This is a genomic window from Streptomyces avidinii (genome assembly GCF_014650695.1).
Classification (GTDB): domain Bacteria; phylum Actinomycetota; class Actinomycetes; order Streptomycetales; family Streptomycetaceae; genus Streptomyces; species Streptomyces avidinii.
The window spans coordinates 216,428-231,919 of record NZ_BMVL01000013.1; the positions used below are offsets into that span (position 1 = coordinate 216,428).

A 15,492-nucleotide genomic window follows, 5' to 3' on the forward strand; every position below is an offset into this window, starting at 1 on the left:
CCACCTCCCAGGGGCCGGAACCCGGACGGCCCCATCCTCCCGCACCCCCCGCACGCCCGCACCCAGAACGGCCGGGAGCCCCGGCCGGTGCACAGGGCACCGGCCGGGGCTCCGGCCACGCTCAAACACGCACGTGCTCGCTCACGCGGCTACGACATTCACCGCTTCCGCAGGCGCCTTGATGGTCACCCGCTCCGGTCCACCCGCGACCGAAGCCATGGAGACCGAATTGAGCATCGGGCGGACCGGCACACTCACCGGTTCGCTTGCCGCGGCCGACTGTGCCAGCTCGGCCAGCGACAGCTCGTCACTGACTTCGCGCATCAGCTCGGACATCCGTACGTCCAACGCGTCGCAGATCGCGGAGAGCAGCTCGGAGGATGCCTCCTTCTGCCCCCGCTCCACCTCGGAGAGATAGCCGAGAGAAACTCGGGCCGACGAGGAGACTTCGCGCAGAGTACGGCCCTGGCGCTGGCGCTGCCGACGCAGCACGTCACCCAGCAGGCGACGGAGCAGAATCATCGGTGGCTCCCTCCTCTGACCGTGTAGCCGCATCCTTCACGCCCCACCGTACCGCCTCGCGCCGCGGCCGTGCGGGGAGCGATGTCGTGTTCACTCAGGGCTGCAAACATCAAATCCCCCCGTTCTGTTCCGTATCCTGCCTCCGCGCATTCTCACGGAGTTGGTCCGCGAGAAGCCCGAGCACTGTGCGTGCACTCTCCCTACGAATTTCCGCGCGGGAGCCTTTCAACCTCAGACGGACCGTTTTCCTGCCCCCCGGACCGTCCAGTGCGACGAAAACGGTGCCCACCGGCTGCCCGTCCTGCGGCTCCGGACCGGCCACCCCGGTGGTCGCGATTCCCCACGAAGCGCCCATCACCCGCCGTACGCCGGCCGCCATCTCGGCCGCCACCTGCGCGTTCACCGCGCCTTCGGCTTCCAGCAGCCCCGCGTCCACCCCGAGGACCAGGTGCTTGATCTCCGTCGCGTATGCCGTCACCGAGCCGCGGAAGGACCGGGAGGCGCCGGGGACGGCCGTGAGGTCGGCGGCCACCATGCCGCCGGTCAGGGATTCGGCAACGGCGAGGGTCTGGTCACTCTCCGTCAGCAGCTGCAGCGCTTCCGCAGCCACTCCGGTCTCATCCATCGCTCCGGAACCGGTTCCGGCCTCCGGAGAACCCCCCGCCGCGCACGTCACCTCGCGGCCTGCTCCGCAGCCCGCTCCGCGGCGAGACCCTGGCGGCGCAGCACGACCGCCTGGCGGATGTAGTCCAAACCGGTGACGACGGTCAGCACGACGGCGATCGCCATCACCCAGAAGCGCATGGTCGCGAGCGCCCCGGTGAGCGCGAGTACGTACATGCCCACGGCCGTGCCCTGGGCCAGGGTCTTCACCTTGCCCCCGCGGCTGGCCGGAATCACTCCGTAGCGGATGACCCAGAAGCGCATCAGCGTGATCCCCAGCTCCCGGCCGAGGATCACCCCGGTCACCCACCAGGGGAGGTCACCGAGCCAGGAGAGACAGATCAGCGCCGACCCCATGATCGCCTTGTCGGCGATGGGGTCGGCGATCTTGCCGAAGTCCGTGACCAGGTTGTACGTCCGGGCCAGGTGCCCGTCGAAAATGTCCGTGATCATGGCGACGGCGAACGCCGCCCAGGCCCAGGCCCGCCAGGCCGGGTCGTAGCCGCCCTCGGCGAGCAGCAGGAACACGAAGCCCGGCACCAGCACGAGCCTGATCATGGTCAGGATGTTGGCAATGTTCCACAGGCTGGCCTGATTGACCGCCGCGGCCCCCAGCTTCGCGCCGGGTACGGGCCGGCGGCCGGCCTCGCCCGCCGCAGATGCCGGGACTCCGGTCATCCGGCCGCCTCCTCAAGATCCATGCCGAGCGGCTCGGCCACCAGGTCCACGCCCAGGGTGCCGACCACCTTTGCCGTGACGATACGCCCCGGGACCAGGCCCGTGCTGTCCGTGAAGACCACCTGGCCGTCCGTTTCGGGCGCCTGGTGCGCGGCGCGCCCGTAGGCGCCCTCGCCGTCCTCGTCGACCGCTTCCACGGTCTCGACGAGGACTTCCAGGGTCTCCCCGATGCGCTCCTCCGCACGCTGCGAGGTGAGCTCCTCGGCGAGCCGCTGCATGTGGGCCAGCCGCTCGGCGATGGTGTCCTCGTCCAGCTTGTTCTCGTAGGTGACGGCCTCGGTGCCGTCCTCGTCCGAGTAGCCGAAGACGCCGATGGCGTCGAGGCGGGCGTGGGTGAGGAAACGCTCCAGCTCGGCGAAGTCCGCTTCCTTCTCGCCGGGGAAGCCGACGATGAAGTTGGAGCGGACGCCGGCCGTCGGGGCCTTGGAGCGGATGGTGTCCAGCAGCTCCAGGAAGCGGTCGGTGTCGCCGAAGCGGCGCATGGAGCGCAGCACGTCGGGGGCCGAGTGCTGGAAGGACAGGTCGAAGTACGGCACGACCTTGGGGGTCGAGGTGAGTACGTCGATCAGGCCGGGCCGCATCTCGGCCGGCTGGAGGTAGCTGACGCGGACGCGCTCGATGCCGTCCACCTCGGCCAGCTCGGGCAGCAGGGTCTCCAGCAGGCGGATGTCGCCCAGGTCCTTGCCGTACGAGGTGTTGTTCTCGGAGACCAGCATGATCTCCTTGACGCCCTGCTCGGCCAGCCAGCGGGTCTCGCCCAGCACGTCGCTGGGGCGGCGGGAGATGAAGGAGCCGCGGAAGGACGGGATGGCGCAGAAGGAGCAGCGCCGGTCGCAGCCGGAGGCCAGCTTGACCGAGGCGACGGGGCTCTTGTCCAGGCGGCGGCGCAGGGGCGCGCGCGGACCCGAGGCGGGCGCGAGCCCGTCCGGCAGGTCGGCGGGGGCCTCGGCGACCGGCTCCTGGGCGTGGCCCGGGAGGGAGACCTCGGCCGCCTGACGCTCGGCCGGGCTGATCGGCAGCAGCTTGCGCCGGTCGCGCGGGGTGTGGGAGGCGTGGATGCCGCCGTTGAGGATGGTCTGGAGGCGGTCGGAGATGTCGGCGTAGTCGTCGAAACCGAGGACTCCGTCGGCCTCGGGGAGCGCTTCGGCGAGTTCCTTGCCGTAGCGCTCGGCCATACAGCCGACGGCGACGACCGCCTGGGTCTTGCCGTGATCCTTGAGATCGTTGGCTTCCAGGAGGGCGTCTACGGAGTCCTTTTTGGCGGCTTCGACGAAGCCGCAGGTGTTGACGACGGCTACGTCCGCATCGGCGGCGTCCTCGACGAGCTCCCAGCCATCCGCCGCCAAGCGGCCTGCGAGCTCCTCCGAGTCCACCTCGTTACGGGCGCAGCCAAGAGTGACAAGGGCGACGGTACGGCGTTCGGGCATGGACTCAAGACTACTTCGTCCCGGCGTCGGCCCCTGCCGCACGTCCCCGTACAGCAAGATCCCCGGGGTGCGGCGCAGCACCCCGGGGATCCGGATTCAAGCCTTCCGCCCTAGGGCGGTCCCGTGTCAGCCCGCCTGGGGCTGGTCCTGGAGAGGGTCGGCCTTCGTGTATTTCAGACGCTCCACCTGCCCCGACTGGAAGTCGTCCTTGATCTCCTTGCCGTTCACGAAGAGCTTCACGGCGCCGGCGTCGCCGAGCACGAGGTCGACGGACTCCTTGTCGGTGAAGGTCTTGGACTCACCCTGCGCGAGGGTGCCGTCGAAGAGCAGCCGGCCGGTGGAGTCCTTCGCGGAGATCCAGCTCTCGCCCGTGTCGGCCGTCAGGACCACGGTGACGAGGTCCTTGGGCGCGGCGGCGATGGCACTGTCCGAGGGATTCGGCTTGGGTGCCTGCGGGGTCTGCTGGGGCTGCCCGGACGGCTTGGCGCCGCTCTGCTTGGGTGCGGGCTTGGGGGAGGCGGAACCTTCCGCCACCGGGCGCTTGTCCTTCTCGTCGCCACCGCTGAAGGCGGTGAAGCCGACGAAGCCGATCACGGCGACGATGGCGGCGACCATGGCCGCGGTCCAGTTGGGCCGCTGCCGTTCGGGGCGGATCCGCTCGGCGTCGAACATCGGCGCGGCGGGCGTGGGAGCCGGCCGGCCGCCGTGGGCCGCGTCGTAGCTCTCGACCAGCGGTGCCGGATCGAGGTTGACGGCGCGGGCGAGGGTACGGATGTGACCGCGGGCGTAGACGTCGCCGCCGCACCGCGTGAAGTCGTCCTCTTCGATCGCGTGCACGATGGGGATGCGCACGCGGGTGGTGGAACTGACCTCGTCGACGGTGAGCCCGGCGGCGATCCGGGCCTTCTTGAGGGCCGTCCCGATGGACGGCCCTTCGACGGGACGTTCGACGATGCGGTCCTCGGACCGGTCGTCGGTCGAAGGCCGCTCTTCTTCGGGGGAGTTGGAGTTGCCGATGGACACGTGGGCGCCTTTCGAGCGTGTAGCCACCTGCTGGAAGTCCAGTCTAGGGGGGTGACGAAAGGGTGGAGCAACCGGAGGGTGCACTTCCTACGCCATCCGAATGGCGAAGGGAGGTCCTCCCCGGTGCGGCGGCCCGGCGCTGTGCGCGAGCTCGTGCGCGGTACCGCCACCTCTCTTCAACTTGACGCGGGCCCAAGGGAAACGGTTGCCCGCGATTTCATTACGGATGGGCCTCGCCGCGAATGACGGCGAGCACTCCGTCCAGGTCATCGGCCTTCAGCAGGACGTCCCGCGCCTTCGAACCCTCGCTCGGGCCGACGATTCCGCGCGACTCCATGAGGTCCATGAGCCGCCCGGCCTTGGCGAAGCCCACCCTCAGCTTGCGCTGGAGCATGGAGGTGGACCCGAACTGCGTCGAGACCACCAGCTCCGCCGCCTGGCACAGCAGGTCAAGGTCGTCGCCGATGTCCTCGTCGATCTCCTTCTTCTGCTTCTGCCCGACGGTGACGTCGTCCCGGAAGACGGGCGCCATCTGGTCCTTGCAGTGCTGGACGATCCCGGCGATCTCGTCCTCGGTGACGAAGGCGCCCTGGAGCCGGACCGGCTTGTTGGCACCCATCGGCAGGAACAGCCCGTCGCCCTTGCCGATCAGCTTCTCGGCGCCCGGCTGGTCGAGGATGACCCGGCTGTCTGCGAGCGAGGAGGTGGCGAAGGCGAGGCGCGAGGGCACGTTCGCCTTGATCAGGCCGGTGACCACGTCCACCGAGGGCCGCTGGGTGGCGAGCACCAGGTGAATGCCGGCGGCGCGGGCCAGCTGGGTGATGCGGACGATCGAGTCCTCGACGTCGCGCGGGGCGACCATCATCAGGTCCGCCAGCTCGTCGACGATCACCAGCAGGTACGGGTACGGGCTGAGCTCCCGCTCGCTGCCCGGCGGCAATTTGATCTTGCCGTCCCGGATCGCCTGGTTGAAGTCGTCGATGTGCCGGTAGCCGAAGGCGGCCAGGTCGTCGTAGCGCAGGTCCATCTCGCGCACGACCCACTGGAGCGCCTCGGCGGCCCGCTTGGGGTTGGTGATGATCGGCGTGATCAGGTGCGGGATGCCCTCGTACGCCGTCAGCTCGACGCGCTTGGGGTCCACGAGCACCATCCGGACGTCCTCCGGGGTGGCCCGGACCATGACGGACGTGATCAGGCAGTTGATGCAGGAGGACTTGCCGGAACCGGTGGCGCCGGCGACCAGCACGTGCGGCATCTTGGCGAGGTTGGCCATGACGTAGCCGCCCTCGACGTCCTTGCCGAGCGCGACCAGCATCGGGTGGTCGTCCTCGGCCGCGTCCGCGAGGCGCAGCACGTCACCCAGGTTGACCATCTCGCGGTCGGTGTTCGGGATCTCGATGCCCACCGCGGACTTGCCCGGGATCGGGCTGATGATCCGGACGTCCGGCGAGGCGACGGCGTAGGCGATGTTCTTGGTCAGGGCGGTGATCCGCTCGACCTTGACCGCGGCGCCCAGGGTGACCTCGTACCGGGTGACGGTCGGCCCCCGGGTGAAGCCGGTGACGTCCGCGTCGACCTTGAACTCGGTGAACACGTTGCGCAGCGAGGCGACCACCGCGTCGTTGGCGGCGCTGCGGGTCTTGCCGGGTCCGCCCTTCTCCAGCAGGTCGAGGGAGGGCAGCGCGTACGTGATGTCCCCGCGCAGCTGGAGCTGCTCGGCGCGCGGCGGCAGCGCCTGGGTCTGCGGCGGGGCCTTGGTCAGATCGGGCACCGCCAGCGTCCCGGAGGCCGCCGCGGTGGTGGCGTGCGGCTGCCCGGCGAGGTTCTCGGGGGCGGCCCCGGGCGCCGCCTCGGGCGCGGCCCCGGGCGCTTCTTCCGGTACGGGACGCTCCCCGCGGGCCGTCGGCACCGGAGCGGTGAGCTCCGCACCCTCCCGCTCGGCGCTGATCCCCTGCGTGAGGTCGGCGACGAGCGGGGAGGGCGGCATTCCGCCGTAGACCGCCCCGTCCAGCGCGGCGGCGGCCGCCGCGGCCTCGTCGACGGCGTCCATCTCCCGCTCCATGCCCGGCCGGGCCGCGGTCCTGCGCGGCCGGCGGCGCCGGGCGAGCGCCGCCTCCTCGGCCTCGTCCGCCGGGTCGCCCGGGTCGGGGCCCGCTCCGGTGCGGGCCCGCCACTGCTCCGGGTCGTGCCGCTCGGCGGCGCCCTCGGCCTCCCCGTAGCCCTCGTCGTACTCGTTCGGGGCGATGATCCCGAGCCGGATGCCGAGCCTGCGCAGCCGCTGCGGGATCGCGTTGACCGGGGTCGCGGTGACCACCAGCAGCCCGAAGATCGTGAGCAGCACCAGCATGGGAACGGCCAGCGGCGCGCCCATGGTGAAGATCAGCGGCTTGGAGGCGCCCCAGCCGATGAGCCCGCCCGCGTTCTGCATCGCGGTGGTGCCCTCGTCCCGGCCGGGCGCCCCGCAAGCGATGTGGACCAGGCCCAGGACCCCGATGACGAGGGCGGACAGCCCGATGCCGATGCGGCCGTTGGCGTCGGTCTGCTCGGGGTGGCGGATGAACCGCACCGCCATCACGCCGAGCAGGATCGGTACGAGCAGGTCCAGCCGTCCGAAGAGGCCGGTGATCAGCATCGTGACGAGATCCCCGACGGGTCCGCTCAGATTCGACCAGGTTCCGGCGGCGACGATCAGCGCGAGGGCGAGCAGCAGCAGTGCGAGGCCGTCCTTGCGGTGGGCGGGGTCGAGGTTCCTGGCGCCCTGGCCGATACCGCGGAAGACGGCGCCGACCGCGTGGGCGCAGCCGAGCCACACGGCGCGCACCAGCCGCACCACGCCCCCGGTCGGGGACGGCGCGGGCTTGGCCGCCGCCTTCTTGGCCGGGGCCCGCTTGGCGGCCGCGGCCTTCTTCGCCGCAGGCTTGCGGGCGGGCGCGGCCTTCTTCGCCGGGGCCGCCGTACGGCCGGTGCGGCCCTTCGCGGTGCCCGCCGTGCTCTGGGAACCCTTACCGGACGTACGTGAGGCCATGGGGCCGAGGTTACCGGTGCGCACGCCGGTGGACACGCGTGCCCACCCCTTCACCCGTTCGTGTCGTCGGCTCCGTAGGCACTTTGACGCACCACCAGTACCGACCCGCGTACGGTCAGTTCTGCGCGGGCAGGGCCGGGGCTCCGCCGGCGGACCCGGGCTCCAGTGCGTCGAGTGCCCGCCGCAGTCCGGTGAGTTTGCGCTCCAGATGCGCCGCGGTCGCCACCACGCCGGCGTCGGCCGAGTCCTCGCCGAGCTGCTTGGTCAGGGCCTCGGCCTGCTCCTCGACCGCCGCGAGCCGTGCGGAGAGCTCGGCCAGCAGCCCGGCCGTCTCCTTGCTGGCGTCCACGCCGTTGGCGCTGCCGCCCTCCAGCTGGAGCCGCAGCAGGGCCGCCTGCTCGCGCAGTTGGCAGTTCTTCGTGTACAGCTCCACGAAGACCGAGACCTTGGCCCGCAGCACCCACGGGTCGAAGGGCTTGGAGATGTAGTCGACCGCACCCGCCGCGTAACCGCGGAAGGTGTGGTGCGGACCGTGGTTGATCGCGGTGAGGAAGATGATCGGGATGTCCCGGGTCCGTTCCCGCCGCTTGATGTGCGCCGCGGTTTCGAATCCGTCCATTCCCGGCATCTGGACATCCAGCAGGATCACCGCGAAATCGTCCGTCAGTAGCGCCTTGAGCGCTTCCTCCCCCGACGACGCCCGGACCAGTGTCTGATCGAGCGCGGAGAGGATGGCCTCCAGCGCCAGCAGATTCTCCGGCCGGTCGTCGACCAGGAGGATCTTGGCCTTCTGCACCATGCCCTGTCCTCCTCGCCCCGGCATGGGGCCTCCCCGGCTCCGGGCTCCGGCCTGTGCGCCGGGCCCCGCCCCAGAGGACGGCATCCTTGCGCCGTCCGTCCTTGTGCCGGTCATCGTAGCCCCAGTCCTGAGATCGCCACACCCTGTCACCAAGATGTCACTGTGCACGAAGCAGAAACGTGGTGGGAGAGCAGAAGGTTCCCCGTTTACCGCTCTTCCATACCGCTTCGGGCACAGCGAGTCAGCTACGGGCCTCCGTCCGCTCTCCCCGCGATCACTTGCCGCGCATCCACTGCTCCATCACCGACAGCAGGTAGTCGGGATCGACCGGCTTGGTGACGTAGTCGGAAGCCCCGGAGTCGATCGCCTTCTCCCGGTCCCCCTTCATCGCCTTCGCCGTCAGCGCGATGATCGGCAGCCCGGCGAACTGCGGCATCCGCCGGATCGCCGAGGTCGTCGCGTACCCGTCCATCTCGGGCATCATGATGTCCATCAGTACGACTGTCACATCGTCGTGCTGCTCCAGGACTTCGATGCCCTCCCGCCCGTTCTCCGCGTACAGCACGGCCAGCCCGTGCTGCTCCAGCACGCTGGTGAGCGCGAAGACGTTGCGTACGTCGTCGTCGACGATCAGCACCTTCTCGCCGTGGAAGTCGTAGGTCCGGGGCACCACCGGAAGCTCATCGTCCGCACTGCCCCAGCCGTCCTCGGCCCCCACCACATTCGGCTGCCCTGGCACCGCCGTACGCGGCTCCAGATCGCTCGCCGTCTTGCGCCGCCGCCGGAACAGCGCGGCCCCGCCGCCCTGCCCCTGCGAGGGCGGCTCGGCGGCCGACAGCGCCGGCCGCGCCGGCTGCGCCTGTACCGACGGGACGGACGCGGGCGGCCCGGCCTGGTTCCCGGGCAGCCCGGGCCGCCCCCCGTCCAACGACCTGCGGTACAGCTCACCGCGGGCACCACCGGGGGTCGGCGGCGCGTACCCCTGCGGGGGCAGCTCGCTCGGGTGCAGCGGCAGGTACAGCGTGAAGGTGGACCCGCGGCCCGGCTCGCTCGCCGCGTGGATCTCCCCGCCCAGCAGCCGGGCGATCTCCCGGCTGATGGACAGCCCCAGGCCGGTGCCGCCGTACTTGCGGCTGGTCGTCCCGTCCGCCTGCTTGAACGCCTCGAAGATCACCAGCATCTTGCTCGCGGCGATCCCGATCCCGGTGTCGGTGACCGAGAAGGCGATCAGGTCCGCGTCCGCCTCCCGCAGCGAACCGGCCTCCAGCAGCTGCTCGCGGATCGCCGTCGGCACATCCGCGCCGGCCGGCCTGATCACCAGCTCCACGGCCCCGCTGTCGGTGAACTTCACCGCGTTCGACAGCAGGTTGCGCAGCACCTGGAGCAGCCGCTGCTCGTCGGTGTGCAGGGTGGCGGGCAGCTCCGGGGAGACCCGCACCGAGAAGTCCAGGCCCTTCTCCGCCGTCAGCGGCCGGAAGGTCGCCTCGACGTAGTCCACGAGCTGGACCAGCGCGATCCGGGTCGGCGAGACGTCCATCTTCCCGGCCTCGACCTTCGACAGGTCGAGGATGTCGTTGATCAGCTGCAACAGGTCCGAACCCGCGCCGTGGATGGTCTCGGCGAACTCCACCTGCTTCGGCGACAGGTTGCCGTCCGCGTTGTCGGCGAGCAGCTTGGCCAGGATCAGCAGCGAGTTGAGCGGGGTCCGCAGCTCGTGCGACATGTTCGCCAGGAACTCGGACTTGTAGCGCATCGAGACCGCGAGCTGCTCGGCGCGCTCCTCCAGGACCTGCCGGGCCTCCTCGATCTCGGTGTTCTTCACCTCGATGTCACGGTTCTGCTGGGCCAGCAGCTCGGCCTTCTCCTCCAGCTCCGCGTTGGCGGCCTGCAGCGCCTTCTGCCGGTTCTCCAGCTCGTCGGAGCGCTCGCGCAGCTGCTCGGTCATCTCCTGCGACTGCTTCAGCAGCATCTCCGTCTTGGAGTTGACGCTGATGGTGTTGACGCTCGTACCGATCATCTCGGCGATCTGGCTGAGGAAGTCCTTCTGGATCTGCGTGAACGGCGTGAAGGAGGCCAGCTCGATGACACCGAGCACCTTCCCCTCGAAGAGCACCGGCAGCACGATCACGTGCGCCGGCGGCGCCTCGCCCAGACCCGAGGAGATCTTCAGGTAGCCCGGCGGGGTGTTCTCGACGAGGATCATCCGCTTCTCCTCGGCGACCGCCCCGATCAGCCCCTCCCCCGGCCGGAAGGAGATGGGCATCTGGCCGCCCGCGTACGCATAGCTCCCGCGCATCCGCAGCTCGTACGAGCCGTCCGCGCCCCCCTCCGTCCCGATCTCGGTGGTGCCCCCGGCCGGCAGCGCCAGGAAGAAGGCGCCGTGCTGCGCGGAGACCACCGGGGTCAGCTCGCTCATGATCAGCGAAGCGACGTCGTCGAGCTCCCGGCGGCCCTGCATCAGCGCGGAGATGCGGGCGAGGTTGCCCTTGAGCCAGTCCTGCTCCTTGTTGGCCAAGGTGGTGTCGCGCAGGTTCGCGATCATGGTGTTGATGTTGTCCTGGAGGACCTGGATCTCGCCCGCCGCGTCCACGTCGATCTTCAGGTTGAGATCGCCGCGGGTCACCGCGGTGGCCACGGCCGCGATAGCGCGCACCTGCCGGGTGAGGTTCCCGGCCATCTCGTTCACGGACTCGGTCAGGTCCCGCCAGGTGCCGTCGACGTCCCGGACACGGGCCTGGCCGCCCAGGATCCCCTCGGTACCCACCTCGCGGGCCACCCGGGTCACCTGGTCGGCGAAGGAGGACAGCTGGTCGACCATCGTGTTGATGGTGGTCTTGAGCTCCAGGATCTCGCCCCGGGCATCGATGTCGATCTTCTTGGTCATGTCGCCCTTGGCGATGGCGGTCGTGACCATGGCGATCTGCCGCACCTGACCGGTGAGGTTGGAGGCCATGAAGTTCACCGAGTCGGTGAGGTCCTTCCACGTCCCCGAGACGCCCGGCACGTGCGCCTGACCGCCCAGGCGGCCCTCCGTACCCACCTCACGGGCCACCCGCGTCACCTCGTCCGCGAAGGACGACAGGGTCTTCACCATCGTGTTGACGGTGTCGGCGAGCTGCGCGACCTCGCCGCGCGCCTCCACCGTGACCTTCTTCGTCAGGTCACCGTTGGCGACCGCCGCCGAGACCTGGGAGATGTTGCGCACCTGGGAGGTCAGGTTGTTGGCCATCAGGTTGACGTTGTCGGTCAGGTCCTTCCAGATGCCCGTGACCCCGCGCACCCGGGCCTGACCGCCGAGGATGCCCTCGGAGCCCACCTCACGGGCCACCCGCGTCACCTGCTCCGCGAACGACGACAGCTGGTCCACCATCGTGTTCACGGTGGTGACCAGTTCGAGGATCTCGCCCTTGGCATCGACGGTGATCTTCTTGGACAGGTCGCCCATGGCCACCGCCGTGGTCACCTCGGCGATGTTGCGCACCTGGGACGTCAGGTTGTTCGCCATGAAGTTGACGGACTGGGTGAGGTCCTTCCACGTACCGGAGACCCCCTTCACCTCCGCCTGGCCGCCGAGGATGCCCTCGGTGCCCACCTCGCGCGCCACCCGCGTCACCTGCTCCGCGAAGTTCGAGAGCTGGTCCACCATCGTGTTGAGGGTGTTCTTCAGCTCCAGGATCTCGCCCCGGGCATCCACGTCGATCTTCTGCGAGAGGTCACCGCGGGCCACCGCCGTCGCGACCTGCGCGATGTTGCGCACCTGCGAGGTCAGGTTCCCGGCCATGCCGTTCACGGAGTCCGTCAGGTCGCGCCACACTCCGGCCACCCCGGGCACCTGCGCCTGGCCGCCGAGGCGGCCCTCCGTACCCACGTCCCGGGCCACCCGGGTCACCTGCTCCGCGAAGGCCGAGAGCTGGTCGACCATCGTGTTGATGGTGTTCTTCAGCTCCAGGATCTCGCCCCGGGCATCCACGTCGATCTTCTGGGACAGGTCGCCCCGGGCCACGGCCGTCGTCACCTGGGCGATCTGGCGCACCTGCGACGTCAGGTTCCCGGCCATGAAGTTGACGGAGTCGGTGAGCTCCTTCCAGGTGCCGGACACCCCCTCGACCCGGGCCTGACCGCCGAGGCGGCCCTCCGTGCCCACGTCCCGCGCCATCCGCGTGACCTGGTCGGCGAAGGAGGACAGCTGGTCCACCATCGTGTTCACGGTGTTCTTCAGCTGGAGCATCTCGCCGGAGACGTCCACGGTGACCTTCTGCGACAGGTCGCCGTTGGCCACCGCCGTCGTCACCTGCGCGATGTTGCGGACCTGCCCGGTGAGATTGCGGAAGGCGGTGTTCACCGAGTCGGTGAGGTCCTTCCACGTCCCGGCGGCACCCGGCACCTGCGCCTGGCCGCCCAGCTCACCCTCGACGCCGACCTCACGGGCCACACGAGTCACTTCCGCGCCGAAGGACGACAGCTGGTCCACCATCGTGTTGACGGTGTTCTTCAACTCCAGCATCTCGCCGGCCACGTCGACCGTGACCTTCTGCGACAGGTCGCCGTTGGCCACCGCCGTCGTCACCTGCGCGATGTCCCGCACCTGGGTGGTGAGATTGCGGAAGACCGTGTTCACCGAATCGGTGAGGTCCTTCCACGTCCCCGCCGCACCCGGCACCTGCGCCTGACCGCCCAGCAGGCCCTTGGCCCCGACCTCGCTCGCCACGCGCGTGACCTCGTCCGCGAAGGTCCGCAGCGTCTCGGTCATCTGATTGATCGTTTCGGCCAGCTGCGCCACCTCGCCGCGCGCGCTGACCCGTACCTTCTGCGACAGGTCGCCGTTCGCGACCGCCGTCGTCACCTGCGCGATCCCGCGCACCTGGGCCGTCAGGTTCCCGGCCATGGTGTTGACCGAATCGGTCAGGTCCTTCCACACACCCGCGACCCCGGGCACCTTCGCCTGGCCGCCCAGCTCGCCCTCCGTACCCACCTCGCGGGCGACGCGGGTCACCTCGGAGGAGAAGGACGACAGCTGGTCCACCATCGTGTTCACGGTGTTCTTCAGCTGGAGCATCTCGCCGGCCACGTGCACCGTGACCTTGCGCGACAGATCGCCCTTGGCGACCGCCGTCGTAACGAGAGCGATATCACGCACCTGAGCGGTGAGCCGGTACGCCATCGTGTTGACGGAGTCGGTCAGATCCTTCCAGGATCCCGACATCCCGCGCACCTGGGCCTGACCACCGAGCTTGCCCTCGGTACCCACCTCCAGCGCCACGCGCGTCACCTCGTCGGTGAACGCGGACAGCTGGTCGACCAGGTTGTTGACCGTACGCCCGACCTTCAGGAACTCCCCGCGCAGCGGATGCCCGGCCCCCTCGGCCGCCTGCGTCCGCAGATCCATCCGCTGGTCGAGATCACCCTCGGCCACCGCCGACAGCACCCGGCCCACCTCGGACACCGGCCGGGCCAGATCGTCCACCAACTGGTTCGAGGCATCGATCGCGGCCGCCCAGGAGCCCTCGCAGGCACCCGTTTCCAGCCGTTCGCTCAGCTTCCCCTCACGACCCACCATCCGCCGCACCCGGGACAGCTCCCCGGTCAGGTGGAGGTTGCGGTCGGCGACCTCGTTGTAGACGGCGGCGATCTCCGCCATCACGCCCTCGCCGGACACCGTCAGCCGCTTGCGGAAATTCCCGTCCCGCATCGACACCAGGGCCGTGAGCAGCCGGTTGAGAGCGGCGGTATCGACCTCCGTCGTGCCACTGCGCCGGGAACGTCCGCCCTTCGGCCGCGTTCCCGTTCGCCGCACCGCTGCGCCAGACTCCACCGTGTCCCTCCCGAAAGGGTCGACCGCTTTTCCACCGGACACCTGACTCATCACAAGCCGGCTCTGCAAGCCTGCCCAGTGTTTCACCCTGGCCGAACCCGGCCATAACACTTCGGCACCATCGCACACCCGCCGTACCCTGCGGGTGGAATCCCCGACGACGGCACCATGCCGTCCGCGAAGGTAAGTAACCTGGCACCCGATGTCCAACCGCGTCGAAGGAGACTCGTGATCACGGCACGGGCGGCTGCCAGCTTCGATCCCCTCGGGCGCTCGGTCGCCGCCGCCCGCGGATTCGTCCGCGACACCCTGCACGGCTGGGGTTTCGCGGACATCGTCGACGACGCGGTGGTCCTCACCAGCGAGCTCGTCACCAATGCCGTGGTCCACGCCGGCACCCGGGCCGAGGTCCTGTGCCTGCGCGCCGAGGGCGGCGTACGGGTCGAGGTCGCCGACCGGTACCCGGAGCGCGAGCTCCCGCTCCAGCACCCCGGCGAGCGCCCCTACGCCGACCCCGACCGCGAGAACGGCCGCGGCCTGATGCTGTGCGCCGCCCTCGCCACCCGCTGGGGCGTCGAGTACACCGCCACGCACAAGCACGTGTGGTTCCGCCTGGACCTGCCAGACCGGCCGGTCGGTACCCGCTCCGCGGGCCCCGTCGTCCCCGACCAGCTGCTGCCCCTGGCCGACAGCCGGGTCCGGGTCGCCGTCGTCCAGATCGACTCGGACGACGCGATCTCCGCCTGGAACGAGGACGCCGAGCACATCTTCGGCCACCCCGCCGAGAAGGCCCTGGGCCGCCCGCTCGCCGAGCTCGCCGCCTGGCCGCAGACCCCCGGCACCGGCACGGGCATCGCCGAGGCCCTGCGCCTGTCCCGCTGGGAGGGCAGCTACGGCGTCCGCGGCGCCGACGGCCGCGTCATCCCCGTCTTCGCCTCCCACCTGCGGGTCCGCGACGCCCACGGCGAACCCTCGATCGTCTGCCTCCTCGTCCACGACGACGAGCGCGCCCTGCTCCAGACTCCGGTACGGGTGCCCACCTCCGACAGCGGCCACTTCACCGACCCGCGCCCCACGGATCCGTTCGAGGTCTTCATCGGCTCCCCCGCCCCCGACGACCTCGACGGGCTCCTCCAGCGCACCGTCGAGCGCGCCCGCGACCTGCTCGACGCCGACGCCGCCTTCCTGCTGCTCGCCACCGACGACGAGACCGAACTGGAGGTCCGCGCCACCACCGGCCTGCCCTCCACCCGCCAGCGCTTCGCCCGCGTCCCCGTCGAGGCCGGCACCAACCGCTACGGCTCCGCCCGCATGCCCGCCGTCCACGACGACCTCATCGCCTCACCGGGAGCCGTGCCGCTCCTGGAGGCCACCGGCATGCGCTCCGCCGTCACCGTCCCGCTCAAGGTGGAGGGCCGCCTCACCGGCTCCCTCGGCGTCGCCGCGGAAACCCCCGGCCGCTACTCCAACGAAGAGGCCCTGC

9 protein-coding genes are annotated in these 15,492 nt (G+C 70.2%); 1 reads left to right on the forward strand and 8 read right to left on the reverse strand.

Features of this window, described 5'->3' with window-relative positions:
- Positions 1-141: 141 nt before the first annotated feature.
- The 8 genes from IE257_RS29285 to IE257_RS29320 form a co-directional block, all read right to left on the reverse strand.
- Positions 142-522 (reverse strand): helix-turn-helix domain-containing protein, encoded by a 381-nt coding sequence (locus IE257_RS29285; protein WP_030389368.1) that lies wholly within the window; start codon positions 520-522, stop codon positions 142-144.
- Between the two features lie 109 nt (positions 523-631).
- Positions 632-1,147 (reverse strand): CinA family protein, encoded by a 516-nt coding sequence (locus IE257_RS29290; protein ID WP_189972879.1) that lies wholly within the window; start codon positions 1,145-1,147, stop codon positions 632-634.
- Between the two features lie 47 nt (positions 1,148-1,194).
- Positions 1,195-1,863, reverse strand: coding sequence for a CDP-diacylglycerol--glycerol-3-phosphate 3-phosphatidyltransferase (gene pgsA / locus IE257_RS29295; protein ID WP_189972880.1), 669 nt, complete (start codon positions 1,861-1,863; stop codon positions 1,195-1,197).
- Positions 1,860-3,350: a 30S ribosomal protein S12 methylthiotransferase RimO gene (gene rimO, locus IE257_RS29300; protein ID WP_189972881.1), complete on the reverse strand. Its 1,491-nt coding sequence runs from the start codon at positions 3,348-3,350 to the stop codon at positions 1,860-1,862. Before rimO ends, pgsA begins: the two co-directional genes overlap by 4 nt.
- A 126-nt stretch (positions 3,351-3,476) precedes the next feature.
- Entirely contained in the window at positions 3,477-4,373 is an 897-nt protein-coding gene (locus IE257_RS29305) for a helix-turn-helix domain-containing protein (protein ID WP_189972882.1), read from the reverse strand.
- A 220-nt stretch (positions 4,374-4,593) separates the two neighbouring features.
- Complete coding sequence (locus IE257_RS29310; RefSeq protein WP_189972883.1) at positions 4,594-7,398, reverse strand: FtsK/SpoIIIE family DNA translocase; 2,805 nt, start codon at positions 7,396-7,398, stop codon at positions 4,594-4,596.
- A 115-nt stretch (positions 7,399-7,513) separates the two neighbouring features.
- Positions 7,514-8,197: a response regulator gene (locus IE257_RS29315; protein WP_189972884.1), complete on the reverse strand. Its 684-nt coding sequence runs from the start codon at positions 8,195-8,197 to the stop codon at positions 7,514-7,516.
- A 274-nt stretch (positions 8,198-8,471) separates the two neighbouring features.
- Complete coding sequence (locus IE257_RS29320; RefSeq protein WP_189972885.1) at positions 8,472-14,009, reverse strand: HAMP domain-containing hybrid sensor histidine kinase/response regulator; 5,538 nt, start codon at positions 14,007-14,009, stop codon at positions 8,472-8,474.
- 168 nt (positions 14,010-14,177) lie between these two features.
- Between IE257_RS29320 and IE257_RS38620 the strand changes: the two genes are divergently transcribed.
- Positions 14,178-15,492 (forward strand): GAF domain-containing protein (locus IE257_RS38620; protein WP_229920723.1); only part of this gene is annotated, 1,315 nt, incomplete at its 3' end.

Excerpts from the sequence above, each read along its gene's own strand:
- IE257_RS29290 (WP_189972879.1), bottom strand. The coding sequence starts at position 1,147 with ATGGATGAGACCGGAGTGGCTGCGGAAGCGCTGCAGCTGCTGACGGAG.
- IE257_RS29315 (WP_189972884.1), bottom strand. The coding sequence starts at position 8,197 with ATGGTGCAGAAGGCCAAGATCCTCCTGGTCGACGACCGGCCGGAGAAT.
- IE257_RS29310 (WP_189972883.1), bottom strand. The coding sequence starts at position 7,398 with ATGGCCTCACGTACGTCCGGTAAGGGTTCCCAGAGCACGGCGGGCACC.
- pgsA (WP_189972880.1), bottom strand. The coding sequence starts at position 1,863 with ATGACCGGAGTCCCGGCATCTGCGGCGGGCGAGGCCGGCCGCCGGCCC.
- IE257_RS29285 (WP_030389368.1), bottom strand. The coding sequence starts at position 522 with ATGATTCTGCTCCGTCGCCTGCTGGGTGACGTGCTGCGTCGGCAGCGC.
- rimO (WP_189972881.1), bottom strand. The coding sequence starts at position 3,350 with ATGCCCGAACGCCGTACCGTCGCCCTTGTCACTCTTGGCTGCGCCCGT.